The sequence below is a fragment of the Streptomyces sp. NPDC058092 genome (assembly GCF_042884935.1).
GTDB lineage: Bacteria > Actinomycetota > Actinomycetes > Streptomycetales > Streptomycetaceae > Streptomyces.
The window spans coordinates 356,395-382,875 of sequence record NZ_JBHVSY010000002.1; the positions used below are offsets into that span (position 1 = coordinate 356,395).

Genomic DNA, 26,481 nt, shown 5'->3' on the forward strand with positions numbered 1-26,481 from the left:
ACCGAGAAGGGCTGCTGGGGATCCGGTGGGTGGTATTCAGTTGAGCTCGCAAACAGGGTGCTCTCGGCGGAACGGGGATCGTGGGCGTGCCGGCGAGGGTGAAAATGACGCGGGCTGAGCCGGGCATGGGCTCCGCCGGTGACGACACAGAATCGCTTCCGAATAACCTTTGAAGGTCGCTCGTACGTCCTCGGCGTGGACGGCCAGGACGTGAGCAGGCACGTTGCCGCGGTTGAGGTCTGCACGCACACACACGACCTGCCTCGCGTGGTGCTGCACGCCGGGTACGAGGGCGGGCGCACCTGTCACACCGGGCAGTTTTCTTCGCGGAGTCCGCGGTCCTCGACTCGGCGACGGTCGAGCCTTCGTTCCCCCACGGAGGGGAAGGGCCCGGAACCTACACCACCGACATGGTTCCGGGCCCCATTCATGTGCGTGTCCGGCGGGCGATACAGCCGTATGGCCCCCGTGCGGATTCGCGCATCGGCGACGCGGCGTTAACTGGGCTCGGCGGGACGAAGCGTGACGGGGAGCCCCGCCTGTGCCGTCTTCACCCACGACCGCTGAGGAGCGCCCGTGTCCGCGACCCGCCCATCGGCTGCCCGGCGCCCCCCGTACGCCGTCTGTGCCGGAACGTGTGCAGGAACGATTCTGCTGCTCACCGCCTGCGGCAATACCTCCGAGACCGCCGCCGGCACCCACGAGGTCCGGGCGGCGGCCACGGCTTCCGCCGGTGTCGCGGGTCCACAGGCCACCTGGGACCGGGTACGGACCGCCCCCGGTCCGTACGCGCCACGCGTCCGCCCCCTTGAGATCCCCGCGCTGGGCCCGCGCACGAGGGGCGAGATCCCGGCGGACGCCCGGCAGGCACTCGTCATCACGGGCGATTCCTACGGCTCCAGCCTGTCCACCGCGGTCCTCTATACCCGTGACGATCCCACCGTGGGCTGGCGCGCGGCCACGGACCGCTGGCCGGCCCACAACGCCCTGAACGGCTGGACCGACGAGCACTGGGAAGGCGACCTCCGCACCCCGGTGGGGGTCTACGGGCTGACGGCGGCGGGCGGTCGCTTCGAACCCCCCGAGACCGCTTTCCCGTACGAGCAGCGCCCGGAGTTCGCGGTGAGCGGTGAAGGGTTCGACGGGGAGACTCTGGAGGGTTCCTTCGACTATGTCGTCGCCGTCGACTACAACCGGGTCTCCGGTGCCTCCCCCCTGGACCCGGAGCGCCCGCTCGGCCAGGAACGCGGTGGCGGTATCTGGATCCATGTGGACCACGACGGTCCGACCCAGGGCTGCATCTCGCTCCCCAAGGACCGGATGAGGGAACTGCTCCGCATCCTCGACCCGGAGAAGAAGCCGGTCGTCGTGATGGGGGACGTGGAGGCGCTGGAGCGGTGAACCGGGATGCGGGCGGGGCGCCGCCCACGCATTCGGGGCGCAGCCCACGTGTTCAGTGCGCCGGCGCTTTCACCCGTCGACGGCCTTGAGGGTGCCGGTCACGCGGAGAGCGTTCTCGGTGGTGAGCCCGAGGCGGGCTGCCCAGGCGAGGGCTTCGTCGAGGGTGGCGTCCGTGTCGGCCAGGTGGGCGGCGGTAAGGGCGGGTGGCATCTGGCCCTCGGTCAGCAGGGTGGTCCACTGACGTCCGGTGAGGGAGAGGTAGCGCAGGCCCGTCAGGTCGGCCAGGACGGTCGGGTCGGCGACGTCGGCTCCGGAGAGGTTCAGGCCGCGCAGGTGGGGGATTGTGCGCAGCGGGGCGAGGTCGGCCGGGACGGTGGTGGTCAGGCCGAGGGAGGCGAGGTGGGGGTGGCCTTCGAGCGGGGTCAGGTCACCGCCGTCGAGGGTGATGCGCAGGGACTCGACCGGCAGTTCGCGCACCGGTCGCAGGTCGCTGGTGGTGGAACGGTTGAGGTGCAGTCGGCGCAGGCCGGGGGCGGCGGTGAGCGGCGCGAGGTCGACCGGGCCGGTGGCGTCGTTGATGTGGATGGCCTGGAGGGTGGGCGGGACCTCGTCGGGAATGTCGCCGATGATCTGCTGGGGGTCCGGCTCACGGTCGGGTTCGAGCAGGGAGACGTGGTCGCCGTGCTTCTCGTACGCGCCTTGGTCCAGCAGCTCCAGGTAGTGGCCGAGGAGTGAGGTGACCGAGTCGGCGACGTAGGCGGGCCCGTCGTCGTAGTCGCGGCCGGTGCGGATGAGCTGGCCGGGGCGGCCGTACCGGGCCGGGGCCGTGTCGACGGCCAGGTAGTTGCCGTCCTCGCCGGTGGCGAAGCGCAGCCAGCCGGGGTGGCTGCCGCAGCGGCGTACGGTATCGGCGGGAGTGGTGTCGAAGACGACCGCGTCCCATTCCAAGTCCCACCCGAACCAGGGCCGTTCGCCCGAGCCCCAGTCGGTGGTCTCGTCGACGAGGCTCTCCAGCGACAGCCAGGCGTTGCCCTGGAACAGGTAGCGGTGCTCGTAGCCGATGCCGTCGCCGTCGGCGATCAGGTAGAGCGCCCGCAGGTCGGCGGGCAGGCGGCGGCCGAGGCGGTGTTCGGCTTCGTCGATCGCGGCGGCGGTGGCGGGCGGGGGCAGTTCGTCGGGGTGTCCCAGGATCGCGGCGCGCTTTTCGAGGTAGGCGCGGAACCGGGCGACGGCCAGCTCCGCGTCGCCTGCCGGTGCCGCGGTTCCGGGCTCCTGGTGCCGACCGGGCTGGGGCAACCGGTAGTCGGGGTCCAGGACCACTTGGAAGCCGCTGTTCAGCCCCGTCACCCGGGTGAGGGCGTCATGGAAGGCGACGAGCCGGTACTCCCCGGACGGCCGGCACCGGATCTCCAGGTTGACGGGTTCCCAGCCGTGGTCCTTGCGCAGTGTCTGCGCCAGTGCCATGAGTTCCGCGTAGGGGTTGGGCACGCGGGCGCCCCAGGAGTCCCCCTGCGGGAGGTAGTGGCCGGTCACCGAGGAGCCGCCCCGCCCTGCCCGGCTGTGCAGTACTGCCTCCGTCCAGCCGCTCGGTGCGTTCGCGACGATCGCCTCGACTATGGGCCGTATCGCTTGTTCCACCATGCTCTGCTCCTGTGCTGTCGATGTTGCCGGGCATCATGGCAGCGATCACTGACATCGATCAGCGGTATGCGGATGGGTGATCGAGTGCGGGGGTCGAACAGGAAGATCACCTCGCGACCCGGAGCCTCATCCCGGCATGCGTGACGACATGTCCGGGAATACGGCATGCCACCGTCGGCGAATCTTCGCAGGAGCACCACAAGGGCTGCGCACCACGTTCGGCGGGTGCGGTTAGCGTTACTGGCCGCTCGACCCCGCGTGCGAACGTGAAACAGGTCGCCGGGCCCCGGCGGCACAGTCAGCACAGAAAGATCGCAGATGGACTACTGCTCCACGTGCCGCCGGAATCTCAATGGGGCACTCGTGTGTCCAGGGTGCGGCGCGTACGCTCCGGACATCGCCCCACCTGCCCGACGCTTCCACGGCACGGTCGCCACTATCGCGGCGGCGGGGGAGGCCTGGCGTCCGGAGGAGGTCCCCGCTTCGGTGTCCTACCTCGGCATTCATCGCTCCGATGCGGCACCGATGGGTGGCGGCGATTTCGAAGACACGATGTCGGGTGCGTCGGACACCGTGTTGGGCGCTGCGTCGGACACTGCGTCGGGTACTGAACCGGGCACCGAATCACTCAGCGGCTTCGAAGGCGCTGTCCCCATCGGTACCGGTCAGGGCCGGGCGGCCCGGCGCCGGCAGCTGGCGCGCTGGAAGAAGCACCGGCGTCGGGCCCTGGCCGCTACGACCATTGCTCTCGTCGGTGGCGGCCTGACCGTTGCCGCGATGCCGACCACCAGGCCTTCGGCCGGCCACACGCAGGCGGCCTCCCTGCCGGACCCGGTGACCGCGGCGCCACGGACGGCGACCACCGACTCGGTATCGGAGCAGCCGGACGCCGGGGTTTCGGGGCATCGCGGCTCTGATCCGTCCATGGCGACGGGCCGGCATCGGAAGATCACCGTCGCCACGCCTTCCACGGTGCGGACGAACCGGCAGCCGACGGCCGCCGCCGTGGCCCAATCCCCCGCGACCACGAACACGGCGCGGCACGCCGCACCCGAGTCGCCCAAGGTGACGCACGTCGACAACGCCGCCGCCACAGCCCCGGCCCCCGTCCCGGCCGCAGTCCCCGGGACGACCGCGCCCGCTTCCACCGAGCGGACCGGCGCGGACACATCGACTGCGAACCCTTTGCCGGAAACGGCGGCGGCCGAGCCGGCACCGCGGAAGCAGCTGTGCCTGCTCGTCCTGTGCGTCGGCTGATGGCCCCGTTGCCCTCGCACGCCGGCGTCTGCTCGCCCTGACGGAAACGCGCACCGCCCCTCCGCACCTGTGCGGCCGGGCGGTGCCGGCACACGCCGCGAGCGCGGCCGGTGTCTTGAACTGCACACCGTATGGGGCTCCCGACGGGCTGTCAGGCGTGGTCCGCCGGTGCTCACCGCCGCGGTACGCCCGAGCCGGCGCCCTGCGGCGCACCTGCGAGCGGGGCGGGATCCGCACCCCGGATGTGAACATTCCGCGTCAAGAGTGCAACTGGCGTGTTGGTCTTGACATTTACCCGACAGGCCGATGCTAAGATCATCTTACTTCCAGTGGGCTGATGGCGTATGGGGGCATTCCGAAAGGGATGAATTCCTCGGCCCCACCTTCGGAGGGGCCTTCCCTGCGTGACCCATGCCGTGGCTCAATGAGCCCGGCTTGCACAGCACATGAGGAAGCGTCAAGCCGTTTTCCAGCCATGGCACTTGAAGTGAGTCTCATGACATTTGCACAGGGCCTGCTCCTCTGGGCGCTGGTTGTCGTAGCACTGGTCGCTGTCGGTGCCGTCCTGCGGGCTCGCAAGACCAATATCGGGCTTCGCAGACAGAACTCCCGGCTACGGGAGGAGAGCGACGCGCTGCACCGGCAGCGGGACGAGCTCCACGCCGCCCACACCGGTCTGCTGCACCGGCAGGCCGCTGAAATGGTCGAGGTCCGCAAGGACGCCGAAGAGGAGACCAAGGCCGTCCTCAAGGCGGCCGTGCGCACCCTTCAGGGGCTCGCGGACGAGCAGCAGGTGGTCCTCGAGAACGCCCAGAAGAAGTACGGCGACGACCCCAACATGCTCGCCGACCTGATGGCCATCGACCACGCCAACAGCCAGTTCGGCCGCCGGGCGCAGGGCATCGCGGTGCTGTGCGGCGGCTGGCTCGGACGCCGGGAGACCGTCGCGTCCGTCTTCGACGTGGCCCGCAGCGCCCAGGGCCGTATCCGGCAGTTCGACCGGGTCCGGGTCAACGGGCAGGTCAACTTCTCCGTCGTCAGCAAGGCCGTGGAGCCGGTCGCGGTGGTCCTCGCCGAGCTGCTCGCCAACGCCACCAACTACTCCGCCCCCGGCACCCCGGTGGAGATCAACATCCAGGCTGTCCCGATGGGCGTCTGCCTCATCGTCGACGACGCGGGCCTCGGCATGGGCCAGGAGGAGAAGGACCGCGCCGCGGCTCTCCTCGCGCCCCAGGCCGCGATCAGCGTCTCCAGCCTGGGCATTCCCCCGCAGTTCGGATTCGCCGTCTCCGGCGTGCTGGCCTCCCACTACGGGTTCAAGGTCTCGGTGGACTCCGTATCCCCCTATGGAGGCGTACGCGCGGTGGTTCTCCTGCCCGACGAGCTTCTCACCGGCGATGCGCCCGCGCCCCCGGCCGCCGCACCGGCCCCCGCGGCCGCCGGTGGCCGCGACGCGGACGTGGCGGCGCTTCCCTACCGCCAGGCGCCCGCACCGGCTCCGACCCCGCTGTTCCCCCCGGCCGCACAGCCGGCCCCCGCTTCGCAGCCCGCGGCGTCCTTCACCACCGCCGGCGGCCTGCCCAAGCGTCGTCGTAAGAGTCCGGTGTCCGTGGTGCCGTCGGCCGAACCCGGGCCGGCGCGCAGCAACGAGGAGACCGCCTCCCGCCTGGGTGCGTTCCAGCGCGGAACCCGGTCCGGACGTGACATGACGACGATGGAAGGACCCGAGATCCAGTGAACCCCGATCTGTCCTGGGTGCTCAACGATGTGCTCCAGGTACCCGGCGCGCGGCACGCGATCCTCGTCTCCGCCGACGGCCTGCTACTGGCCAACTCCAGCCAGATCGGCCGGGACGACGCCGAGACCGTGGCAGCGGCGATGAGCTCCATGCAGTCGCTGAGCCGGGCCGTCGCCCCCTTCATCGGCGCCCAGACCCCCGGCCGCTGGCGGCAGACCCTCCTTGAGTACGAGCACGGCTGGATCTTCCTGATCGCCGCGGGCACCGGCGCCTACCTGGCGGCGGCCGCCGCGGCCGACGTGGACATGGAGGCCATGTCCTTCCGCATGCAGCAGCAGGTCACCGCGCTGGGGAAGGCGATGACCACGCCGCCCCGCCAGAACGCCGGAAGCGAAGCATGACGACGCCGGGCGAGGAGCAGGCGGTCAGCAGCGGGTTCGTCCGGTCCTACGTCATCACCGGCGGTCGGGGTCTGCCCGACGCGGAGGGTCTCTCCCTCGTTACTCTGGTCATGATCGCCCCCGACCGGCTGCGGCCCCCGAACCCGAGCCCCGAGGTCCGGGCGATCTGGGACCTGTGTTCCGGCGGCTATCTGTCGGTGGCCGAGGTCGCGGGCCATCTGGAGCTGCCCGTCGGAGTGGCGCGGCTGCTGCTGAACGATTTAGCGGAACAAGGTCATCTGATACGCCGCAAGGCGCCACCGCCGGCTCAACTCGTTGACAGGAAGATCCTCGAAGAGGTGTTGCATGGACTCCACGTCCGGTTCGGCTGAGAGCATCTATGTGTCGGACGCGGTACAGCGTGCGGCGAAGATCCTCGTCGTCGGACACTTCGCCGTGGGCAAGACGACGCTCATCGGCACCCTCTCCGAGATCACTCCGCTGCGCACCGAGGAGCGGATGACGCAGGCCGGCGCGCACATCGACGATCTGCGCGGCGCACCCGACAAGGTGACCACGACGGTCGCGCTGGACTTCGGCCGTCTGACACTGAGCGACGAGCTGGTGCTGTACCTGTTCGGTACGCCGGGCCAGCAGCGCTTCGTCGAGCTGTGGGAGGACATGGCGCGGGGTTCGCTCGGTGCGCTGCTCCTCGTCGACCCGGCCCGTCTCTCCGACACCTTCCCGGTGATCGACCTGGTCGAGACGTACGGGCTGGAGTACGCGGTCGCGGTCAACAGCTTCGACCCGTACTCCCGGCATGCCGAGGAGGAGTTGCGCGAGGCGCTCGACCTGCTGCCGGACACCCCGGTCGTGTACTGCGACGCCCGGGACGAGAATTCGTCCGCGCAGGCCCTGATCACCCTGGTCCAGCACCTGCTCGCACGGGTGGCCTGACCCTGCTCCGCCCGCCGTCTTCCGGTACGGGTGGCCCGACCCGTATTCTCCGGCCGCCGGTACGCACGTAAAGGGTCGCCCGGTCCCCGTTCTCCGTCCGCGGTACGAACGGGGAGGGCGGCCCGATCCCCGTTCTCCGTCCGCCGTCCGCCGTCCGGGTCCTGCGAGGCCCGCGATCACACCGAGGAATCACACATGGACTCGTCGCCGGGAGCCACCCCGTACAGCGCCCCCACCGGGTGCCCGATGCACGGTGAGCGGCAGACGTCGCTCTACGGGCCGGAGTTCGCGTCCGATCCACAGCGTGTGTACGACGAGTTCCGGGCGCACGGGCTCGCCGCTCCGATCGAGCTGGCCCCCGGCGTGGAGGCCACCCTCATCGTGCAGCACGAGGCCGCGCTCCGGGTTCTGCAGAACCCCTCCTACTTCGCCCGGGACTCGCGGCGGTGGGCGGCACTGCGGGAGGGGCGCGTACCGCTCGACAGTCCGGTGGTGCCCATGATGGCGTACCGGCCCAACTGCCTGTTCACGGACGGCACCGAGCATCTGCGGCTGCGCAAGGCGGTCACCGAGAGCCTCGGCCGGCTCAACAGCACCCGTCTCAGCCGGGACGTCGAGCGCATCGCCGACTACCTCATCGACCAGTTCATCGAACGCGGCTCCGCCGACCTGCTGGGCGACTACGCCAAGCTGCTGCCGCTGCTGCTGTTCAACCAGCTCTTCGGCTGCCCCGGTGAGATCGGCGACCGGCTGACCCGCGGCATGTCCGCGATCTTCGACGGCGAGGACGTACTGCGGGCCAACGCCGAGCTGACCGAGTGCCTGATGGAACTCGTCGCGCTCAAGCGGCGCCAGCCCGGCGAGGACATCACCTCCTGGCTCATCCAGCACCCGGCGGGCCTGCGGGACGAGGAGCTCAAGGACCAGCTCGTCATGCTGATGGGCGCGGGCATCGAGCCGGAACGCAACCTCATAGCCAACGCGCTGCTTCTCCTGCTGTCCGAGGACACCGGGAATTCGCAGCGGCGAGGTACCGGGCTGCTGGTCGAGGACGCCCTCGACGACGTGCTGTGGAACAACCCGCCGATCGCCAACTACGCGACGCACTACCCGGTCCAGGACATCGACCTCGGCGGCGTGACGCTGAAGGCGGACACCCCCGTACTGATCAGTTTCGCCGCCGCGAACAGCGATCCCGCGCTCACCGATGCCCGCCAGACCCTGAGCAAGGGCGCCCATCTGGCCTGGGGCGCGGGGCCGCACGTCTGCCCGGCGAAGTCCCCCGCGCAGCTCATCGCCCTCACCGCGATCGAGAAGATCCTCAACTCCGTGCCGGACCTCACCCTCGCCGTTCCGGCCTCCGGGGTCGAATGGCGGCCGGGACCGTTCCACCGGGCCCTGGTGTCCCTGCCGGTCCGGTTCAGCCCGAGTCCGGCCCGCCGAGCAGCGAAGGCGGCGCCCCAGTCGCCCGTTCCGTCCCGTACCACCGCCCTTGAGGAGGTTCCCGCCGCGCGGTACGACCACATGGAGCCGCAGAAGAAGACGAAGGGCTGGTGGAGCTCCTTCCTGGACGTGTTCCGGGTGTGACGCCGTGCGGCGACCGGAATTCAGATGGCATGTACGCATAACAGGCCTTGGCAGCAAGGGGAGTTGACGGCAACTCGGCATATGACAAGGGGTCAGCGACACATTTCCCTGTGACACGGGCAACAGAGATCGACGCTTGGCAGATATATGCGGAGGGGTAGGTTCTGGCCGTAACCATGAGCCCAAGGCAAGGAACTCTGCGTGAGTGCTATATGTGGCACCGACCGGCCTGCCGTCGACCGTCGTGCCCTCATCTCCCTCCTGAGACGTCTCAAATCACCGGAGGGACAGGCTGATCCCTACCCCCTTCTGGGGGAGCTGAGATCCATGGGGGACGTCGTACGCGCTCCTTGGGACGCGTACTTCGTCACCGGTTTCGACGCGTGCAGAGAGGTGCTTCGCGGCCGCAACTGGCTGGCGCCGGACTTCGCCTGGCAGGAGCGCCAGGAGGACGCCAGAAAATGGGACGCCATCGCCACCCAGGAGATGACCAAGACGCTCGCGCGCCTCAACGCGCCCGAGCACACCTGCCAGCGCCGCAGCCTCGGCAACCTCTTCGACCGCTCCACCATCGAGCGGCTGACCCCGCAGATCGAGGAGCACGTCACCCGCCTTCTCGACGAGTTGGCCGAGAAACTGCGCTGGGGCGAGGCCGACTTCGTCAGTACGGTCAGCGAGCAGCTCCCGATCAGCACCATCGGCACCTGGCTGGGCATCCCGCCCGAGGACTACGCCCACATCCTGGAGATCACCCACAATCAGGTGCACGCCCAGGAGCTGCTGCCCACCAAGAGCGAACTCGCCGTATCCGAAGAAGCGACCCTGCATCTACGCGCGTACTTCACCGAGATGGTGAAGCAGCGCCGCGCGAACCCCGGCAACGATGTCGTGACCGGCTGGATACACACCTGGGACGCGATGGAGCCCGACCGCGAGGCGGCGGACGAGATCCTCTACCGCCTCACCATGTTCGTCACCATCGCCTCACTGGAAACCACCGCGACGCTGCTGACGAGCATGGTGGGCCTGCTGCTGCGGGAGCCCGGCCGGTGGGAGTGGCTCCAGGAGCACCCCGGATACATCGACGCGGCCGTCGACGAAGTTCTCCGGTACGACCCGCCGATCCAGATCAACACGCGGGTCGCCGCCGACGACACGGTCCTGGCGGGCGTGCCGATCGCGAAGGACACCATGGTCCACGTCGTGTTCGGCGCCGCCAACCACGACCCCCGGCACAACGAGGACCCGGACGCCTTCGACATCACGCGCACCGGCACCAACCTCACCTTCGGGGGCGGTGTGCACTACTGCCTGGGCGCGGCTCTCGCCCGTCTGGAGGCACGTACGCTCCTGGCCCAGCTCCTGAAACGTTTCCCCGCCCTGCGCGCCGTGACGGCGCCCAGCTATGCGTCCCGTCTGGTCTTCAGACGTGTGACCTCCATGAATGTAGCGATATGAAGTTTTCCCTCACCGAGTACCTGTCGCCGTACCGGGCGGCACCGAGCCCCATACGCACCGCGCGGGAGGGCGGCATCCTGCGCGTGGAGCTGAACAGCCCCGACACCGGCAACGCGGTCACCGAGGCGATGCTGGACGATCTGCTGGCGATCCTGACCCTGCCGGACCCCGATGTCCGGGTGGTGGTGCTCAGCGGGGCCGGCGAGCACTTCTCGCTGGGCGGGGACCGCAACGAGTTCGTCGACTGGCTCGACGAGGACCCCACCGGGCGGGGCATCCGCATCGCGGCCGAGAAGGGCCGCCGCGTCTGCGAGGCGCTCACCACCAGCCAGGCGGTCACCATCGCCCGGGTCCAGGGCAAGGCGATCGGCGCCGGCATGGCACTGGCCCTCGCCTGTGATCTGCGCGTCGGCGCCGACACCGCCGGATTCCGGCTGCCGGAACTGGCACTCGGCCTGCCCACCGCCTGGGGCGGAATGCTGCCGCGCCTGCTCCATGAGGTCGGCGCCGCCCGGGTGCGCGAACTGATTCTGACCGGGCGCCCCTTCAAGGCGGCGGAGGCGTACGAGCTGTCGGTCCTCCAGCGCGTCGTGCCCGAGGACGAGCTCGACGCGGCGGTCGACGCGTGGGCCAAGCCCATCGTGCGCCGGCCCGAGGCGGCCCTGCGCGTCACGAAGGCGCTGCTCAACTCGTACGCCGCCGCGACGCGGCTGGCCGACCCGTCCGTCCTGGACGCGGAGCTGATGGCCACCGTCGCGGCCGCGACCCGCCGGACCCGCGACGCCGGGGGCACGGGCGCGGGGGCCGTACCCGTGCGTTAGCCCTCGGCGAGACCGACGACGCCGGCGAGGCGGTCGAGGACGTGGTGGGTGCCGGGGTGGTGGTCCGTGCCCGCGTGGTACTGGGCGCGGTCGAGGACGCGGTACGTGTGAGAGGCCGGACCGTCCGCCCCGCAGCCGGCGCCGAAGCCGAGGGGTGTACAACCGGCCGGTGACATCAGCCACGGAGCTTTTTGCCACTCTGGGCGCTGATTAGTAGCCGCCACCTGGACGGCATGGTGATGTCTGTCCGTCTTGGCGCAGGTATGCGCGCGCTACGTTCGTCGGCATGCGCCCCGCCAGGCACTCTCGCCCTTTCCACCGGACGGCACGGACTTCTGACGGAACACCAGCGCAGGTCCGGCGTGCCCGCCCGCCGCGAGCACGCCTGCGCGCCCGTTTCAAGCCCCGTCCGGTTCTACGGAGCCGGGCAGTACTTCCGCTTGTTGCCCGTTCCGGAGGTCGTTCCAGGAATGACGACCGCAGGGCGCCGTCGATGCCGGCTGTACGGGGCCGCTCCGCGACTATCGAGCGAGGTCACTCATGAGGAAGCACCGCAGGAAGACGTCCTACCGGAAGATCACCGTCGCTGTCGTCGCCGTGGGAGCCGTGGGCGTGCCCTCCGCCGCCATGGCCTCCTACGCCCCTCAGGACAAGCCGGCCGCGGCGGCATGGTGGCCCCACACCGCACACCACACCGCGCTTGGGGGCGCGCCGAAGCCCGTCGCACCGGTGAGCGCGCCGAAGCCGGTCGCGCCGGTGAGCAGGCCGAAGCCCGTCGCACCGGTGAGCGCGCCGAAGCCCGTCGCACCCGTGAGCGTCCCGAAGCCCGCGGCTCCGGCGTCCGTTGCCGCCGCCCGCGTACTGACGCTCGTCAACCGCGCACGCGCCGAGGCCGGGTGCTCGCCGCTGGCCAGGAACGCGAAGCTGACGAAGGCGGCCCGGGCCCACAGCGCGGACATGGCGTCCCACCGCAACATGTCCCACACGAGCTCCGACGGATCGGCCGCGGGCGACCGCATCACGGGCTCCGGTTACGGCTGGAGGACGTACGGCGAGAACGTCGCCCGCGGCTACACCACCCCCGAGGACGTCGTGGCGGGCTGGATGAACAGCCCCGGTCACAGGCGCAACATCCTGGACTGTTCGTTCAAGGAGATCGGCGTGGGCGTCGCCCAGCCCGGCAACTACTGGACGCAGGACTTCGGTGCGGTCCGGTGAACACCCCGCTCGGTCACAGCCGGGTGCCGGCCCGCGCGGGCCGGTCGTCGGTCGACGGGTCCAGCAGGAGCATCGCGTTGCCGTCACCCAGCTCGGCCGGGCCCGCCCGGAAGACGAGGCAGCCGGAAACGGTCAGGACCCGACGAGTTGCCGGCCGAATCCTCACTCCTCGGTGTCTTGTGAGCGGCCGGGGGCACGGTGCCCTCAGACACTCCGATCGCCTGTGCCACAGGGGGAGGCCATGGCCGGACGCCGCCGCATCAGGAACGAGATGCGCAAAGTCGAGCGGACGTGCCATGCCCGATCCGCGCCGGAGAGCATCCGCTCCGAGTGACCTGGCCGTGTACGTGGCCGTCGTCGCAGGCGACATTCCCGAGGCCGAACGCATCGCGAATTCCATCACGTACGAGGACGAAGTCGTGCGCAACGGACGGGACTTCTCGGTGCGGGTACTGGCGGAACAACTGGTCGCGGTCAACGCCCGTGAGGCCGAACGCATCGCCCTGACCATCGAGACGGATCACGAGCGGGACTCTGCGTTCGCCGCGATGGGAAGGACGCCGGCGACGACGGACCGGCGTACCGCCGAACGACTCATCGAACGCATCGGCATGAGCGCCGTGAAGGACCACATGCTGCACGAGCCGGCGAAGGGCCGCCTCTGACCCGGTGAGGCCGTGATCCGACGGCGGCCGACGACGCGAGGGCGAGGACCGGCCTACGGACCGCGCTCCCCGGCCGCCACGAGATCCCCTTCTCCCTCACCCGCACCTCGGCAGCCGCACGGGTGCCGGGTCTCCGCGAGGTTCGCCTCGATGGAGTCCAGGGCCCGGCGAGCGGCGTCGATCTGCGCCCGGAGCGCCTCGGCGGTGTCGGCGGGAGGCAACCGGGGTCCCGGGGGCGTCGCGTCCCGCGCGCTCTCCTCCAGCTCGCGTTCCTTCTCCAACTCGCGGGCTTCTTCGAGGGAGTTGATGACGACGCCGATGAGGAGGTTGACGAGCAGGAAGGAGCCGAGCAGGACGAACGACGCGAAGTAGAGGATCGTCCAGCGGGAGATCTCCAGGGCCGCGCGGACCGCGTCCCCGAGGCCGTCGAGGGTGATGAGGAGGAAGAGGGTGAGCGCGGCGCGGCCGAGCGAACCGAAGCGCTCGGGATTGTCGCCGGCGAAGAAGACCCAGCCGACCATGGCGTACACGTAGAGCAGGAGCGCCCCGACGAGCAGAAAGCTCAACGTGCCCGGGAGGCTCTTGCCGACCGCCACGATCACGATGCGCAGCTGGGGCAGAAACCTCGCGGCGCGCAGCACCCGGGCCAGCCGCAGGAGCCGGAGCACCGTCGCGTTCTCGCGGGCGAACGGCAGGAAGGCCAGGGCGACGACGAGTACGTCGAACACGTTCCAGGGGTCGCGGAAGAAGTCCCGGGGCCGGTCGGCGTGGGCCGCGGCACGGAGCAGGAGCTCTGCGGTGAACGCGGCGAGAAAGGCGTGCTCCGTGACTTTGAGGACGTCGTGCCACTGCTGCACGACGCCGCTGTACGTCTCGACTCCCAGCAGCGCCGCGTTGGTCACGATGAGGCAGAACACGGTGCCGGCGAAGGCCGAGGAGTCCACGACGCGACGGCTGCGTACGGCGATCTCACGCCGTAAGTGAGCGGCGACCTGTTCGGACATGGTGTGATTCGTTTCCTCGCAGAAGTACGGTGCCCCGCAGACCGGTTGCCGCTCGTTGCCGCTCGCCAACAGAAGTGGATCTTAAAGGGCGTCGTCACGGGCCTCGCACCGGGCGCCGAGGGCGGGCCGGCCGCGGTGGCGCACGAGCGGCCTCCGCCTGCTCCTCCCGGCGCGCGAGGGGCGTCGGTGGGGCTCACTCACCCGTGTGCCCCACCTCGGCGCGGGGGCTCAGCGCCTCGTGCGGCTGCCGGGGTACGGGGCTCGTACCGGTACGCCGTCGGTGTGGCGGCCCGCGTCCGGCGCGCGGGGAACCGGTGGGCTGGCTAGCGTGAAGAGCCGTACCACCCACCGAGCACGAGTACACGCGAGTACGAAGAAGACGAAGGAGTCGACGTCATGGCTGTACAACCGGAGGGCACCCCGTGCTGGGCCGACGCGATGTTCCCCGACCTCGATGGCGCGAAGAGCTTCTACGGTGATGTGCTGGGCTGGACGTTCGGCGAGTCCTCGACGGAGTTCGGCAACTACACGCAGGCGTACGCCGGCGGCAAGGCGGTCGCCGCCGTCGTGCCCCCGATGCCCGGCCAGGAGGGACAGCCGGCCTGGTGTCTCTACCTCGCCTCGCCGGACGCCGCCGCCACCGCCGCGAAGATCCGTCAGAACGGCGGCGAGACGCTGATGGACCCCATGGAGGTCGGCGGGTTCGGCACGATGCTGCTGGCCCGCGACCCCAGCGGTGTCACCTTCGGCGTGTGGCAGGCGGGCACCCATGAGGGCTTCGAGGCCCAGCGCGTGCCCGGTGCGTACTGCTGGGCCGAGGTGTTCACCCGGGAGCCCGAGAAGTCCGATGCGTTCTTCCCCGCCGTCTTCCCGTACAGCGTGGTGAAGATGGAGGACGAGCACGTCGACTTCAGGATGTTCAACCTCGGCGACAAGACGGTCATGGGGCGGATGAAGATGGGCGACGAATTCCCGCCCGAGGTGCCGCCGTACATGAATGTGTACTTCACCGTCCCGGACTGCGACGCGGCCGTCGCGAAGGCCACCGAGCGCGGCGCGGTCCTGCGGTTCGGCCCGATGACCATTCCTTTCGGCCGCTTCGCCGCACTGACGGACCCGCAGGGCGCGGCGTTCTCCGTGATCGACGTCAACACGACCGAGGGCGAGGTGCCCAGGACGTCCCCGGTGTCCTGACGTGGTCCGGGGCCACGCGTCCGTGCCCCGGCTCACCTCCCGGTCCGCGGCACCACCAGACCGGATTCGTACGCCGCGACCACCGCCTGGGTGCGGTCGCGCAGACCGAGTTTGTTCAGGATGCGGCTGACATGGGTCTTGACCGTCTCCTCGCTGACGCCCAGCCGGGCGGCGATCTCCGGATTGGACAGGCCCTCGGCGATCAGGCGCAGTACCTCCGTCTCACGCGGGGTGAGCGCGGTGAGCGGGGCGGTCGGCGCGGCCGGGGCCTTGCGGCGCAGGCGGGCGAATTCGCCGATGAGGCGGCGGGTGACGGTGGGCGCGAGCAGGGCCTCGCCCGTGGCGACCACGCGTACCGCGTCGAACAGACGCTCCGCGGTGACGTCCTTCAGCAGGAAGCCGCCCGCCCCGGCGGCCAGCGCGTCGTAGACATGCTCGTCGAGGTCGAACGTGGTGAGGATGAGGATGCGCGGGCCGCCGCCGTCCGGGACGGCGGCCCGGATCCGCGCGGTGGCCTCGATGCCGTCCGTGCCCGGCATCCGGACGTCCATCAGCACGACGTCGGGGCGCTGTTCGGCGCAGACGCGTACCGCCTCCGCCCCGTCGGACGCCGTCCCGACCACCATGAAGTCCGGCTGGGTGTCCAGGAGCCCGGCGAATCCGGCGCGCACCACCTCGTGGTCGTCCACGACGACGATCCGTGTGGTCGTCGCGGTCATCGCAGGGCCTCCTTCGTGTCGACGGGGAGCCGTGCTTCGACGAGGAAGCCGCCGCCCGGCGCCGGGCCCACGCGCAGTTCGCCGCCGACCGCCGCGACGCGCTCGCGCATGCCGAGCAGGCCGTGGCCGGGGGTGGAGCGGTCCGGTCCCGGGCCGTTGTCCCTGATACGCAGGTCCAGGGTCTGCGGGGCGTAGCGCAGCTCGACGTCCACGGCCGCGCCGGGCGCATGTCTGCGGGCGTTGGTGAGGGCTTCCTGGACGATTCGGTACGTGGTGAGCTCGATGCCCGGGTCGAGCGGGCTCACGGGGCCGCTGACGATCAGCCGGGCGCCCGCGCCGCCGACCTCACGGGCCTCGTCCAGCAGTTCGTTGAGCTGGGTGAGGCCGGGCTGGGGCTTCCGGGTGACCGGTGGTGCGCCCGCGTCCTCGCGCAGTACGCCGAGCAGTCGTCGCATCTCCGTCAGTGCGGTGCGTGCCGTGTCGCCGATGTCCCGCAGCCGTTTCGCCCCGGCCTCCGGCATGCCGGGGGTGGTGAGGCGGGCCGTCTCCGCCTGGACGGAGATCACCGAGATGTGGTGGGCGACGACATCGTGGAGCTCGCGGGCGATGCGGGCCCGTTCGCCGCGCGCCACGTGTTCGAGGAGCGTGTCCGCGATGGCCCGTTCGGTGGCGTCGCGGGCCACCGCCTCGGCGCGGGTGCGGCGGCCGATGCCGTCCGCGACGGCCGCCGCCGCGAGTACGGCGGCCGTCACCTCGTACACGCGCAGGACCGTGTCGTCGGGGTCGGTGAGCGCCACCGCGACGTACGGCACCACGAGGAGCACGGCCAGGCGGCGGGAGCCGCGTTTGCCGAGGTGGTGCAGGGCGAGCAGCTGGGCGACGAGCCCGGCGAGGGTCAGGTCCCGGTAGCCCGCGAGTGCCAGGAGACTTGCCGCGGTGACGGCGGTGGCCGCGGTGGCGGGGTGGACGCGCAGGAGCGCCAGCGGCAGCGTGGTGCACAGGCCGAGCAGTATGGCGAGCGGCAGCGTGAGCGGAAGATCCGGCTGTCCGGCCGCGGCGCGGACGGCGCTCTCCACGGCCGCGAGCAGCCCCAGTGCCACCGCGGACACCACCGGGCCGTCGGGCGAGACGGCAATCCTCCGCGCCTTCCGCATGATTCCTTCGCTCATGCACGCGCTATCGCTCATGCACGCCATTGTCACGGCGTCGGCGTCCCTTGGCGTCCCCCTCACCGGTCGTCCCCGCCATCCCTTGCGCGAGGGATGCCGGCAGCCGCAGTCCCCCGTGCAAGGGATGCCGAAGAGCGCTCCGTCGCGTGACGACCGCGGGCCTGCCGTTTCCCTAGCCTTCTGCATTATGGAAACAACCGTGGCAGCAACCATCGAAGTCCGGGGACTGCGCAAACAGTTCGGGCAGACCGTCGCCGTCGACGACCTGTCCTTCACCGTGCGCCCCGGTCAGGTCACCGGTTTCGTCGGACCCAACGGCGCGGGCAAGTCCACCACCATGCGTATGCTCCTCGGCCTGGACGCGCCCGACGCGGGCGACGCCCTGATCGGCGGGCGGCCCTACGCGTCGCTGCGTCGGCCGCTGACCGAGGTCGGGGCCCTGCTCGACGCGGCGGCCGTGCACCCGAGCCGACGCGGCCGCGACCATCTGCTGTGGTTGGCGCACACGCACGGGCTGCCGGGCCGACGGGTGGACGAGGTGCTGGAACAGGTCGGTCTCGCGTCGGCGGCGCGGCGGCGGGCGGGCACCTACTCGCTGGGCATGCGGCAGCGGCTGGGGATCGCGGCGGCGCTGCTCGGCGACCCGCCGGTGCTGCTGCTCGACGAACCGGTCAACGGGCTCGACCCGGAGGGCATCCGGTGGATCCGCGGCTTGCTGCGAGCGCTGGCCCGCGAGGGCCGTGCGGTGCTGGTCTCCAGCCATCTGATGAGCGAGCTCCAGGACTCCGCCGACCATCTGCTGGTCATCGGCCGCGGCCGGCTCATCGCCGACACCTCCGTGGCCGGACTCCTGGCCGCCGCATCCGGCGACCGGGTCGCGCTGCGCACCTCCGCGCGTACGGACGCCATGGCGCTCCTGGCCCGGGAGGGCGGAACCGTCGCCGCCAACGGGCCGGACTCGCTGACCGTCAACGGCCTGCCCGCGGAACGGATCACCGCGCTGCTCGGCGCGGCCGGGGTGCCGTTCTCCGAAGTCGGCTCCGACCGGGCGACGCTGGAGGAGGCGTACATGGAACTGACCCGCGACGCGGCGGAGTTCCGGGCCGCGGAGGGGTTTCCGGCCGCGGAGGGGTTTCCGGCCGCGGAGGGGTTTCCGGCCACGGATGAGGTCCCGGCCGCCACCGCCCGCGACGGCGAGGAGTTGACCCCATGACCGCCCCCACCGTCACCCCCTACCGCTCCCAACTGCCGCCCGCACGCGACGGATTCCCGCAGCTTCTGCGCTCCGAGTGGACCAAGGCCCGCAGCGTGCGCCGGTGGAGCTTCACGCTGCTCGCCGCCGTCGTGATCACCGTCTTCGTCTCGCTGCTCTCCGCCCTCAGCGGCAGCTTCGACGTCAACGGCAGTCCGCCGCCACCACCGAAGGGCCCGGACGGCACCCCCGTCACCGACAGCTTCCCCTTCGTCCACCAGCGGCTGACCGGCGACGGCAGCATCACGGCCCGGGTGTCACCGCTCACCGGCCGCGAAGGGCACATCGCACCCTGGGCCAAGGCCGGGGTCATCCTCAAGGCGAGTACCGAGCCGGGATCGCCGTACGCGGCCGTCATGCTCACACCGGCGCACGGGGTCCGGCTCCAGTCGGACTTCACCCACGACACGGCAGGCAGCAGCGCCTCCGGCACCGAACCACGCTGGCTGCGGCTCACCCGCTCCGGCAGCGTACTCACCGCGTCCGAGTCGGCCGACGGCAAGAAGTGGGCCGAGGTCGGCAGGGCCACCCCGGCCGGGCTGCCGGAGACCGTCCAGGCGGGCCTCTTCGTAGCCACACCCGAACTCGTCACCGTGCAGAGGCATTTCGGCTCCACCTCCGTCGGCGGCGGCCCGTCCGAGGTCACCGCCTCCTTCGACCGGATCACGGTCGACAGCGACCGGGGCACGGCCGCCGACGGCGACCGGAGCGCGGTCGTCGGCACCGACCGAGGCACCGGCACCTGGCACCAGGACCGGGTCGGTGCCGATCCCACCAGGGCCGCCGGGAGCCCGGACCGCTCGGCGCGGACCTCCGGCACCTGGACCCTGACCGGCTCCGGCGAGATCGGCCCCCTGACCCCGGACGTCGATCTCACCCAACGGTCCCTCAGCGGGGCCCAGATCGGACTGATCCCGCTGGCTGCGCTGGGGGTGCTGTTCATCACCGCCGAATACCGGCGGGGCATGATCCGTATGACGCTGACGGCGGGCCCCCGCCGGGGCCGGATGCTCGCCGCCAAGGCTCTCGTACTCGCGGGAATCGCCTTCCTGACCGGGCTGCTCGCCGCCGTGCTCTCCTTCCTGCTCGCCGAACCGGCACTGCGGAACAACAGACCCAACCCCGGGTCGTACCCCGAAGCGGCGCTCACCGACGGCCCGGTGCTGCGTGCCGTCCTCGGTACCGCTCTGCTGCTGGCCGCCGTCGCCGTGCTGGCGCTGGCCGTGGGCGCACTGCTGCGGAACACGGCCGCCGCGGTGACGCTGATCGTGGTGGTGTTCGTACTGCCGATGGTCCTGCTCGCCGGGCTGCCCGTGGGCACGGCGCACTGGGTGATGAAGGTGACGCCGCTCGCCGGGTTCGCCGTGCAGCAGACGACACCGCGATACGACTTCGTGAGCACCGTCTGCCTGCCCGAGAACAGCTGCTACCCGCAGGGTCCGTGGACCGGACTCGCGGTGCCGTGCGCGTACGCGGCTGTCGCCCTGGGCCTCGCCATGTGGCGGCTGCGCAGGCGGGACGTATGAGGGGCGCCCTGCACGCGGAGTGGACGAAGCTCCGTACTCTGCCCAGCACGTGGTGGCTGCTGCTCGCCGTCGCCGCACTCACGGTGGCGCTCGGCGCGGCAGCCACCGGCTCCGTCTCGGCCGACCAGTGCCCGTCCCCGGCCGAGTGCCACGAGGACACGGTCAAGCTCTGCCTGACCGGTGTCTGGCTCGGCCAGGCGGCGGTCGCCGTTCTCGCGGTGCTGGCGATGAGCAGCGAGTACGGCACGGGCACCATCCGCGTCACGCTGGCGGCGGTGCCCGGCCGCGCCCGGGTCCTCGCCGCGAAGGCGACGGTCGTCACCGGGGCCGCCGTGGCGGCGGGCACACTCGCGGTCCTCGGCTCACTGCTGGCCGGCCGCCTCCTCCTCCCCGGCAACGGCTTCGGCACGGCCGCGCTCTCCCTCGCCGAGCTCCCGACCCTGCGTGCCGCCGCGGGCTCGGTGCTCTACCTGGCCCTCATCGCCCTGCTCTCCCTGGGGACGGCGACAGTCGTACGGGACACGGCCGGCGCGATCACGGCCGTGCTCGGGCTGCTGTACGCCTTTCCCGTGGTGGCGCTGATGGTCGCCGACGAGACCTGGCGGGAGCGCCTGCAGGAGCTCGCCCCCTCGTCGGCGGGCCTGGCGGTCCAGGCCACCCGGAACCTGGACACCCTGCCGATCGCCCCCTGGCCGGGCCTCGGCGTCCTCGCGGCCTGGGCGGGAGCGGCGCTGCTGGCGGGGGCGGCGGTGTTCCGGCTGCGGGATGCGTGAGGGGGGGGCGCGGGCGCGTGGGGGCGGGCGCCCGCGCCGGCCGTCACGCCCCCAGCCGCTCCAGCAGGGCCGGCAGATCGGCGAAGGAGTCGATCACGTGGTCCGGGGTGCCGGTGGCCGCCCGGTGGGTCTCGGGGAGGTACTTGCCGGTTCTGACGAGTACGCCGGTGAGCCCGGCGCGCTGGGCCGCCAGGACGTCGGACTCGATGTCGTCGCCGACCATCAGGGTCCGGGACGGGGTGGCACCGAGGTGGGCCAGGGCCGCGGCGAAGAACGATCCGGCGGGTTTTCCGGTGATCTCCGCCTCGACGCGGGCGGCCCGCTCCAGCCCCAGGAGGAAGGCTCCGGTGTCGAGGTCGAGGCCGGTGGCCGTGCGCCAGTACATGTTCCGGTGCATGGCGACGAGCCGGGCGCCGCGCCGGACATGGCGGAAGGCGCGGTTGAGCGCCGCGTAGGTGAAGGCGTCCCCGGCCCCGCCGAGGACGACGACGTCCGGCTCGTCGCCGTGAGCCGGACCGGATGCGTGCTCGTCGACGAGTGTCACGCCCGTCAGGTCGTCCCGGATGTCGCCGGTGTTGATCAGCAGGCAGCGGGCGCCGGGGTGGTGCTCCCGCAGGTGGGCGGCGGTGACGGCGGGGGCGGTGAGGATGTCGTCGGCCGAGACGGGGAAACCCTCGCCGGCCAGTTTCCCGGCGATCGAGGCGCGGGTGCGGGAGGTGGTGTTGGTGACCAGTGCCAGCGGGAGCCCGGCCTCGCGCAGCCGTTCCATGGCCGCCACGGTGCCGGGCAGCGGCTTCCAGGACACCGTGAGGACACCGTCGATGTCGATCAGGACCGCTCCGATTCCTTCCATGCAACCGACCCTGCCCGAGTTGCGCGCCCGCCGCACTTGGGGTTGTTTCGAAGAAGGGAAGCGAAGGGGACACCCACGTACCCGTGCACGTACCCGTGCCGTCCCTTTCTCCCCTGGTTGGGGGTGAACCGCCGTGCTGTTCGCCGACCGTACGGACGCGGGACAGCAGCTGGCCGAGGCGCTCCGGGAGCTGGAGCGGGAGAGCCCCGTCGTGCTGGGCCTGCCCCGCGGCGGAGTCCCGGTGGCCTTCCAGGTCGCGCAGACACTAGGTGCCGAGCTCGATGTGATCGTGGTCCGCAAGCTCGGTGTGCCGCACCACGAGGAGGTGGCCTTCGGAGCCATCGGCGAGGGCGGCGTACGCGTCCTCAACGAGGACGTCGTCAGCCAGATCCGGGTCGGGAAGCAGGATCTCGCGGCGATCGAACGCGTCGAGGCGGCGGAACTCGCGCGGCGGGCGCAGGCGTACCGCGCGGGCAGGCCGCGGACACCGGTCGAGGGCCGGACCGTGATCGTCGTGGACGACGGCATCGCGACCGGCGCCACGGCCGAGGCCGCCTGCCGGGTGGTACGGGCACAGCACCCCGCACGCATCGTGGCGGCCGTACCGGTGGCGCCGCCGGACGCGGTCGACCGACTGCGGGAGAGCGCGGACGACGTGGTGTGTCTGTCCATGCCGCGCCTGTTCTACGCCGTCGGCGAGTGGTACCGGGACTTCGGGCAGACCTCCGACGCGGAGGTCATCTCCCTGCTGGCACAGGCCAGGCAGCGCGGGCACATGACGCCCGGCACCGACTGAGGGACGGGGACGGGCGGCACCGGGCCGGCGGCCGTCCCGGTTCCCGTGGTGCTCGGTTCCCGTGGTGCGGGCCGAGCGACGGCGGCGTCCACGCGGCGTGGCGCAGGATCGCGCGGACCGTGACGCCCGACGGTGCCGGCCGGAGCGCGGTGTCGCGCAGGGCGACAGCCATCGGGTCGCTCAGCTGCCCGCCCATCCGCCCGGCCCGGCGCGCGGCGAGGGCGACCGACTGGCTGCGGGGCTGGCGCTCGGCGTCGTAGGGGGGAGCGGGGGCGGGGACAGGGGGAGCGGGGGAAGCCCGCTCGGTCCGCCTGCTCGCTCCGCGCCCCGGTCCGCCCCCGCTCCGCGCGCTCAGTTCGCGCAGTACGTGTCCCGTTCCGGCCGCGTTCCCGTCGTCAGGAACGTGGTGACCGTGCTGTCGCCGCACGCGTTGCCGTTGCCCAGGTAGACACCGTGTCCACCGTGGTCGACCGCGACCATGCGGGCCCGGTCGCCGAAGGCCTCGCGCATCTTCAGGGCGCCGGAGTACGGGGTCGCCGGGTCGCGGAGGTTCTGGATCATCAGGATGTTGGACGGCCCCTCGTCCGTGATCCTGGCCGGCTGCTCCACGGGCACGTCCTTCCAGAACGCGCACGGCGTGATGTTCACCGGCATCCCGGCCGTCAGCGGGTGCTTCACGCGGTCGTCGGCCACGGCGCGCCGGTACGACGACGGCGTGCCCGACCAGTGCACGTCGTTGCAGACCACGCCGATCGTGACCGCAGCGTCCTGGTCCGTCAGCGGCTGGTCCAGCCCGGCGGGCAGGACGGGCTTCGCGGAGGCGTCCCGGGCCGCCCGGATCAGCCCCGCCAACTCGGCGAAGGCGTCGTCGTCGTACAGGGCGTTCTGGAGCGCCTGCCGCAGCCGGTTGCCGGTCAGCGGGACGCCCGCCGTGGTGGACTCCTTCGGCTCACGGTCCAGTCGCGCCGCCAGCGCCAGGACCGACGGCCGTACGTCCTCGGCCTGTTTCGCCAGTCGCAGCCCCTCCGCCTCCCGGGCCGGGTCCGCCGCCCATCGCGCGAAGTCGGGGAACCGGTCGTCCGCGCCCACCGCCATGTTCGCCAGCCACCCCTGCGCGACGCGGGACGGATCCGGGTCACCGCTGCTGTCCAGCACCCAACGGTCCGTGTGCTGCGGGTACTTCTGCGCGTACACCGCGCCCACGTAGGTGCCGTACGAGGTCCCCCAGGCCGACAGTTTCTCCTCGCCCAGCGCCTGCCGGAAGCGGTCGATGTCCCGTACCTCGTTGGCCGTGGTGAGGCTCCGCAGCCGCTCGCCCCCGTTGCGGGCGCACGCCTCGGCGACCCGTCGCGCCCGCTCGGTGTTCTCGGTGATCGAGCCGTCGGCGGCGGGCCAGGACCGCAGGTTCACCAGCTCACGGTCCTCCGGGGCGAGCCCGCAGCTCGCCTTCGCGCTGCCGCCGGCCCCGCGCGGGTCGAGGCTCACGATGTCGTACTGTCCCGCGGTCTCCTGTTGCAGCTGCGCCCCCTTCTGCGTCACCCGCTGCACCCCCGACCCGCCCGGGCCGCCGGCGATCACCAGCAGAGTCCCGCGCCGGGCCGCGGGGCGGTCGCTGCGCAGCCGGGTCACCGCGAGGCCGATCCGCGGGCCGTCCGGGTTCCGGTAGTCGAGCGGTACGGGCAGTTCGGCGCACTCCTGCGCGGCGGGGCCGCCGGACGCGGCACAGGGCTGCCAGTCGAGTGCGGGCACGGCACCCTCGGCGTGGGCCGGCGGGGTCACAGCCCCGGTGAGGGCGGTGGCGGCAGCGGTGATGGACAGGGCGAGGAACGTGACAGATCTGCGGTAAGTCGTCATGGTGCAAGCCTTGTTGAGCCGAACGCCGCAGCCCATCCGGGAGGCATGCCGGTACGCGGTGGGGTTAGCCCCCGGGCCAACTCCCGGTCACTCAGCGGCTTTTCCTGCCGAAGAGCAGCTTCCACGGGGCGATGGCGGACTCGATCTGCACGCCCAGGCCGAGCTTCGACTCGCCCTCGACCCGCTCCTCGAACCGGATCGGCACCTCGACGATCCTCAAGTGGCGTGTGAACGTGCGGTAGTTCATCTCCACCTGGAAGGAATAGCCGTTGCTGCGGACCGAGGACACATCGATCGCCTTCAGCGTCGACGCCCGCCAGGCCTTGAAACCCGCGGTGGCGTCCTTCACCCCCAGCCGCAGGATCGCGTTCACATACAAATTCGCCCATGCGGAGAGCGCCTTGCGGTGCCAGGGCCACTCCGTGGCGAGGGAACCGCCCGCGACGTAGCGGGAACCGATCACCACGGCGGCGTCCTCGGCGAACAGCGTCTCGATCATGACCGGGAGCCTGGACGCCGGGTGGGAGAGGTCCGCGTCCATCTGGACCACCACGTCCGCGCCCTCGGCGAGCGCACGCGTCATCCCCGCCACGTAGGCGCGTCCCAGCCCGTCCTTCTCCTTGCGGTGCAACACACCGACCACCCCGGCGGTGCCGGCCGCGAGCTTGTCCGCGACCTCGCCCGTACCGTCCGGCGAATTGTCGTCCACCACGAGAATGTGCAGGTCCGGCAGGCCCAGATCCATCAGGAGATCCACGAGGACGGGCAGGTTCGTCCGCTCGTTGTAGGTGGGCACGACCACCACGGTCTTCGGTGAGGTCTTCTCCACGGCCATTCCCCCATGTCCGCTTGAGGCTCTTTTGCGTCGTTCTCTGCGCAGGATCGCGCGAGCCTAGCATCCGCCGGGGAAGGCGCCCGCGGTGACGAACGCGACGGCGGCCGTGAGCAGCGGACGCGAACCGAACCGGCCGAGCAGCGCCTCGCTGGAGGACTGGCACAGCGCGAACGCAGCGTCGGTCGGCGTCCCCTGCCACCGCGATGCGAGGCGGTGGCAGGGGAACGCCGTTGGGGAGGAACCGCCGCCGGTCCCGGGCGATTCGACCCGTTCCACGCCGGCAGCGGTCCGTCAGCCGCCGACCCTAGGCACGGGAGCGCCGCCCCGTCGCACACCACGCCGGCGGCCCGCCGGGCGCCACTCCAACGGCAGGCGCTCTCCGTACGATGCGACGTGCACACATGACCCGAGAGTGAGAGGTTCCTCCAGTGGCCGTCAGCAACACCGCTCCTGCGTCGTCGCGCCCCGTCACGGTCGTCACCGGCGGCAGTCGCGGCATCGGTGCCGCCACCTGTGTCCGGCTGGCGTCCGAAGGGCATGACCTCGCCCTGGGCTTCGTGCACGACGCCGAGGCCGCCGAGCGGACCGCGGCGGCGGTGCGGGCCGCGGGGGCGCGCTGTGTCACGGTGCGGGTGGACACCGCCGTGGAGGCCGATGTGGAACGGCTCTTCGACACCGCGGCCGCACAGCTCGGCCCGGTCACCGGGCTCGTCAACAACGCGGGGGTGACGGGCCCGCTCGGCCGGCTCGTCGACACGTCCACCGAGACGCTGCGCCGGGTCCTCGACGTGAATCTCCTCGGCTGTCTGCTGTGCTGCCGGCGGGCCGCGAGGGACATGACGGCCACCGGCTCCGGCGCGATCGTCAATGTCTCCTCGGCCGCCGCCACCCTCGGCAGCCCCGGGGACTTCGTCCACTACGCCGCCACGAAGGCGGCGGCGGACGCCCTGACGATCGGACTCTCCAAGGAACTGGGGCCCGACGGCATCCGGGTCAATGCGGTCGCGCCCGGAATGATCGACACCGACATGCACGCCACCGCGGGCGACCCCGACCGCGCGACCGCGGCCGCGTCCGGCATCCCGCTCCGCCGCCCGGGAGCGGCCCCGGAGATCGCGGCCGCCATCGCGTGGCTGCTGTCGAGCGAGGCGTCCTACGTGACGGGGGCGGTGCTGCGGGTCGCGGGCGGGCGGTAGCGGAAGAGGGGCGGACCCGCACCGTCGGCGCACGGCCGACCCGGCTCCGTCCGGATCGCCGAACGCGCACCGCACGTCCGGAACTTCCGGTTTTCCTCAGCCCCGTCGTCCCACTGACTGTGCGGTCAGTTGATGCCGACCTGACCAGCGGTCATAATGAACGGGTAGCCCTTCACGCATCCCCCGT

26 protein-coding genes and 1 pseudogene are annotated in these 26,481 nt (G+C 71.5%); 17 read left to right on the forward strand and 10 right to left on the reverse strand.

Annotated elements, in window-relative coordinates; translation table 11 throughout:
* Positions 1–576: 576 nt before the first annotated feature.
* Entirely contained in the window at positions 577–1,401 is an 825-nt protein-coding gene (locus tag ACFVV1_RS05350) for a L,D-transpeptidase family protein (protein ID WP_389984745.1), read from the forward strand.
* Between the two features lie 69 nt (positions 1,402–1,470).
* Here the strand turns inward: ACFVV1_RS05350 and ACFVV1_RS05355 are convergent, their stop codons facing one another.
* Positions 1,471–3,042: an SMI1/KNR4 family protein gene (locus ACFVV1_RS05355; protein WP_389984748.1), complete on the reverse strand. Its 1,572-nt coding sequence runs from the start codon at positions 3,040–3,042 to the stop codon at positions 1,471–1,473.
* A 777-nt stretch (positions 3,043–3,819) separates the two neighbouring features.
* On the opposite strand from ACFVV1_RS05355, the gene ACFVV1_RS05360 reads away from it, so the two are divergent.
* The 8 genes from ACFVV1_RS05360 (at position 3,820) to ACFVV1_RS05395 (ending at position 11,240) form a co-directional block, all read left to right on the forward strand.
* Positions 3,820–4,299 carry a hypothetical protein gene (locus tag ACFVV1_RS05360; protein WP_389984751.1) on the forward strand — a complete coding sequence of 160 codons (480 nt, stop codon included), beginning with the start codon at positions 3,820–3,822 and terminating at the stop codon, positions 4,297–4,299.
* A gap of 496 nt (positions 4,300–4,795) precedes the next feature.
* Positions 4,796–6,037, forward strand: a complete 1,242-nt coding sequence (locus ACFVV1_RS05365) for an ATP-binding protein (protein ID WP_389984754.1) — start codon at positions 4,796–4,798, stop codon at positions 6,035–6,037.
* A complete protein-coding gene (locus ACFVV1_RS05370; protein ID WP_389984756.1) occupies positions 6,034–6,438 on the forward strand; it encodes a roadblock/LC7 domain-containing protein in 405 nt (134 codons plus the stop codon). The genes ACFVV1_RS05365 and ACFVV1_RS05370 overlap by 4 nt, the downstream gene beginning before the upstream one ends.
* The gene (locus ACFVV1_RS05375; RefSeq protein WP_389984759.1) at positions 6,435–6,809 is read left to right on the forward strand and encodes a DUF742 domain-containing protein; all 375 of its coding nucleotides are present in this window, start codon (positions 6,435–6,437) and stop codon (positions 6,807–6,809) included. The genes ACFVV1_RS05370 and ACFVV1_RS05375 overlap by 4 nt, the downstream gene beginning before the upstream one ends.
* A complete protein-coding gene (locus tag ACFVV1_RS05380; protein ID WP_389984762.1) occupies positions 6,784–7,374 on the forward strand; it encodes an ATP/GTP-binding protein in 591 nt (196 codons plus the stop codon). The genes ACFVV1_RS05375 and ACFVV1_RS05380 overlap by 26 nt, the downstream gene beginning before the upstream one ends.
* Before the next feature lie 195 nt (positions 7,375–7,569).
* On the forward strand, positions 7,570–8,961 hold the full coding sequence (locus ACFVV1_RS05385) for a cytochrome P450 (protein WP_389984765.1): 1,392 nt from the start codon (positions 7,570–7,572) through the stop codon (positions 8,959–8,961).
* 327 nt (positions 8,962–9,288) lie between these two features.
* Positions 9,289–10,419: a cytochrome P450 gene (locus tag ACFVV1_RS05390; protein WP_389984768.1), complete on the forward strand. Its 1,131-nt coding sequence runs from the start codon at positions 9,289–9,291 to the stop codon at positions 10,417–10,419.
* A complete protein-coding gene (locus ACFVV1_RS05395) occupies positions 10,416–11,240 on the forward strand; it encodes an enoyl-CoA hydratase/isomerase family protein (RefSeq protein ID WP_389984771.1) in 825 nt (274 codons plus the stop codon). The genes ACFVV1_RS05390 and ACFVV1_RS05395 overlap by 4 nt, the downstream gene beginning before the upstream one ends.
* Here ACFVV1_RS05395 and ACFVV1_RS05400 read toward each other — a convergent pair.
* The gene (locus ACFVV1_RS05400) at positions 11,237–11,416 is read right to left on the reverse strand and encodes a hypothetical protein (RefSeq protein WP_389984774.1); all 180 of its coding nucleotides are present in this window, start codon (positions 11,414–11,416) and stop codon (positions 11,237–11,239) included. The genes ACFVV1_RS05395 and ACFVV1_RS05400 overlap by 4 nt on opposite strands.
* Positions 11,417–11,780: 364 nt before the next feature.
* Between ACFVV1_RS05400 and ACFVV1_RS05405 the strand changes: the two genes are divergently transcribed.
* The gene (locus ACFVV1_RS05405; RefSeq protein ID WP_389984777.1) at positions 11,781–12,458 is read left to right on the forward strand and encodes a CAP domain-containing protein; all 678 of its coding nucleotides are present in this window, start codon (positions 11,781–11,783) and stop codon (positions 12,456–12,458) included.
* A gap of 13 nt (positions 12,459–12,471) precedes the next feature.
* On the opposite strand, the gene ACFVV1_RS05410 is transcribed toward ACFVV1_RS05405, so the two are convergent.
* Positions 12,472–12,624 (reverse strand): hypothetical protein, encoded by a 153-nt coding sequence (locus ACFVV1_RS05410; RefSeq protein WP_389984780.1) that lies wholly within the window; start codon positions 12,622–12,624, stop codon positions 12,472–12,474.
* A gap of 130 nt (positions 12,625–12,754) precedes the next feature.
* Between ACFVV1_RS05410 and ACFVV1_RS05415 the strand changes: the two genes are divergently transcribed.
* Positions 12,755–13,123 carry a hypothetical protein gene (locus tag ACFVV1_RS05415; protein ID WP_389984783.1) on the forward strand — a complete coding sequence of 123 codons (369 nt, stop codon included), beginning with the start codon at positions 12,755–12,757 and terminating at the stop codon, positions 13,121–13,123.
* 53 nt (positions 13,124–13,176) lie between these two features.
* Here ACFVV1_RS05415 and ACFVV1_RS05420 read toward each other — a convergent pair whose 3' ends face one another.
* A complete protein-coding gene (locus ACFVV1_RS05420) occupies positions 13,177–14,127 on the reverse strand; it encodes an ion transporter (RefSeq protein WP_389984786.1) in 951 nt (316 codons plus the stop codon).
* 396 nt (positions 14,128–14,523) lie between these two features.
* Here ACFVV1_RS05420 and ACFVV1_RS05425 point away from each other — a divergent pair, with 396 nt between their 5' ends.
* Positions 14,524–15,321, forward strand: coding sequence for a VOC family protein (locus ACFVV1_RS05425; RefSeq protein WP_389984789.1), 798 nt, complete (start codon positions 14,524–14,526; stop codon positions 15,319–15,321).
* 32 nt (positions 15,322–15,353) lie between these two features.
* Here ACFVV1_RS05425 and ACFVV1_RS05430 read toward each other — a convergent pair whose 3' ends face one another.
* Together ACFVV1_RS05430 and ACFVV1_RS05435 are read right to left on the reverse strand one after the other, a co-directional pair.
* Positions 15,354–16,040 carry a response regulator gene (locus ACFVV1_RS05430; protein ID WP_389984792.1) on the reverse strand — a complete coding sequence of 229 codons (687 nt, stop codon included), beginning with the start codon at positions 16,038–16,040 and terminating at the stop codon, positions 15,354–15,356.
* Positions 16,037–17,227, reverse strand: a complete 1,191-nt coding sequence (locus tag ACFVV1_RS05435; RefSeq protein ID WP_389984795.1) for a sensor histidine kinase — start codon at positions 17,225–17,227, stop codon at positions 16,037–16,039. The genes ACFVV1_RS05430 and ACFVV1_RS05435 overlap by 4 nt, the downstream gene beginning before the upstream one ends.
* A 181-nt stretch (positions 17,228–17,408) precedes the next feature.
* Between ACFVV1_RS05435 and ACFVV1_RS05440 the strand changes: the two genes are divergently transcribed.
* From ACFVV1_RS05440 to ACFVV1_RS05450, 3 genes are read left to right on the forward strand one after another with little or no spacing between them, the layout of a single operon-like run.
* Positions 17,409–18,422, forward strand: a complete 1,014-nt coding sequence (locus ACFVV1_RS05440; protein ID WP_389984798.1) for an ABC transporter ATP-binding protein — start codon at positions 17,409–17,411, stop codon at positions 18,420–18,422.
* A complete protein-coding gene (locus tag ACFVV1_RS05445; protein ID WP_389984801.1) occupies positions 18,419–19,987 on the forward strand; it encodes an ABC transporter permease in 1,569 nt (522 codons plus the stop codon). Before ACFVV1_RS05440 ends, ACFVV1_RS05445 begins: the two co-directional genes overlap by 4 nt.
* Positions 19,984–20,760 (forward strand): ABC transporter permease, encoded by a 777-nt coding sequence (locus tag ACFVV1_RS05450; protein WP_389984804.1) that lies wholly within the window; start codon positions 19,984–19,986, stop codon positions 20,758–20,760. Before ACFVV1_RS05445 ends, ACFVV1_RS05450 begins: the two co-directional genes overlap by 4 nt.
* A gap of 43 nt (positions 20,761–20,803) precedes the next feature.
* Here the strand turns inward: ACFVV1_RS05450 and ACFVV1_RS05455 are convergent, their stop codons facing one another.
* Positions 20,804–21,613, reverse strand: a complete 810-nt coding sequence (locus tag ACFVV1_RS05455; RefSeq protein WP_389984807.1) for an HAD-IIA family hydrolase — start codon at positions 21,611–21,613, stop codon at positions 20,804–20,806.
* Between the two features lie 133 nt (positions 21,614–21,746).
* Between ACFVV1_RS05455 and ACFVV1_RS05460 the strand changes: the two are divergent.
* A pseudogene (locus tag ACFVV1_RS05460) lies at positions 21,747–22,373 on the forward strand (phosphoribosyltransferase); the annotation flags it as partial.
* 387 nt (positions 22,374–22,760) lie between these two features.
* Here the strand turns inward: ACFVV1_RS05460 and ACFVV1_RS05465 are convergent.
* The 3 genes from ACFVV1_RS05465 to ACFVV1_RS05475 form a co-directional block, all read right to left on the reverse strand.
* Complete coding sequence (locus tag ACFVV1_RS05465; RefSeq protein WP_389984810.1) at positions 22,761–24,263, reverse strand: alpha/beta hydrolase; 1,503 nt, start codon at positions 24,261–24,263, stop codon at positions 22,761–22,763.
* A 91-nt stretch (positions 24,264–24,354) separates the two neighbouring features.
* Complete coding sequence (locus ACFVV1_RS05470) at positions 24,355–25,098, reverse strand: polyprenol monophosphomannose synthase (RefSeq protein ID WP_389984812.1); 744 nt, start codon at positions 25,096–25,098, stop codon at positions 24,355–24,357.
* A 57-nt stretch (positions 25,099–25,155) separates the two neighbouring features.
* The gene (locus ACFVV1_RS05475) at positions 25,156–25,374 is read right to left on the reverse strand and encodes a hypothetical protein (RefSeq protein ID WP_389984815.1); all 219 of its coding nucleotides are present in this window, start codon (positions 25,372–25,374) and stop codon (positions 25,156–25,158) included.
* 152 nt (positions 25,375–25,526) lie between these two features.
* On the opposite strand from ACFVV1_RS05475, the gene ACFVV1_RS05480 reads away from it, so the two are divergent.
* On the forward strand, positions 25,527–26,294 hold the full coding sequence (locus ACFVV1_RS05480) for an SDR family oxidoreductase (RefSeq protein WP_389984818.1): 768 nt from the start codon (positions 25,527–25,529) through the stop codon (positions 26,292–26,294).
* The last annotated feature ends 187 nt before the right edge of the window (positions 26,295–26,481 follow it).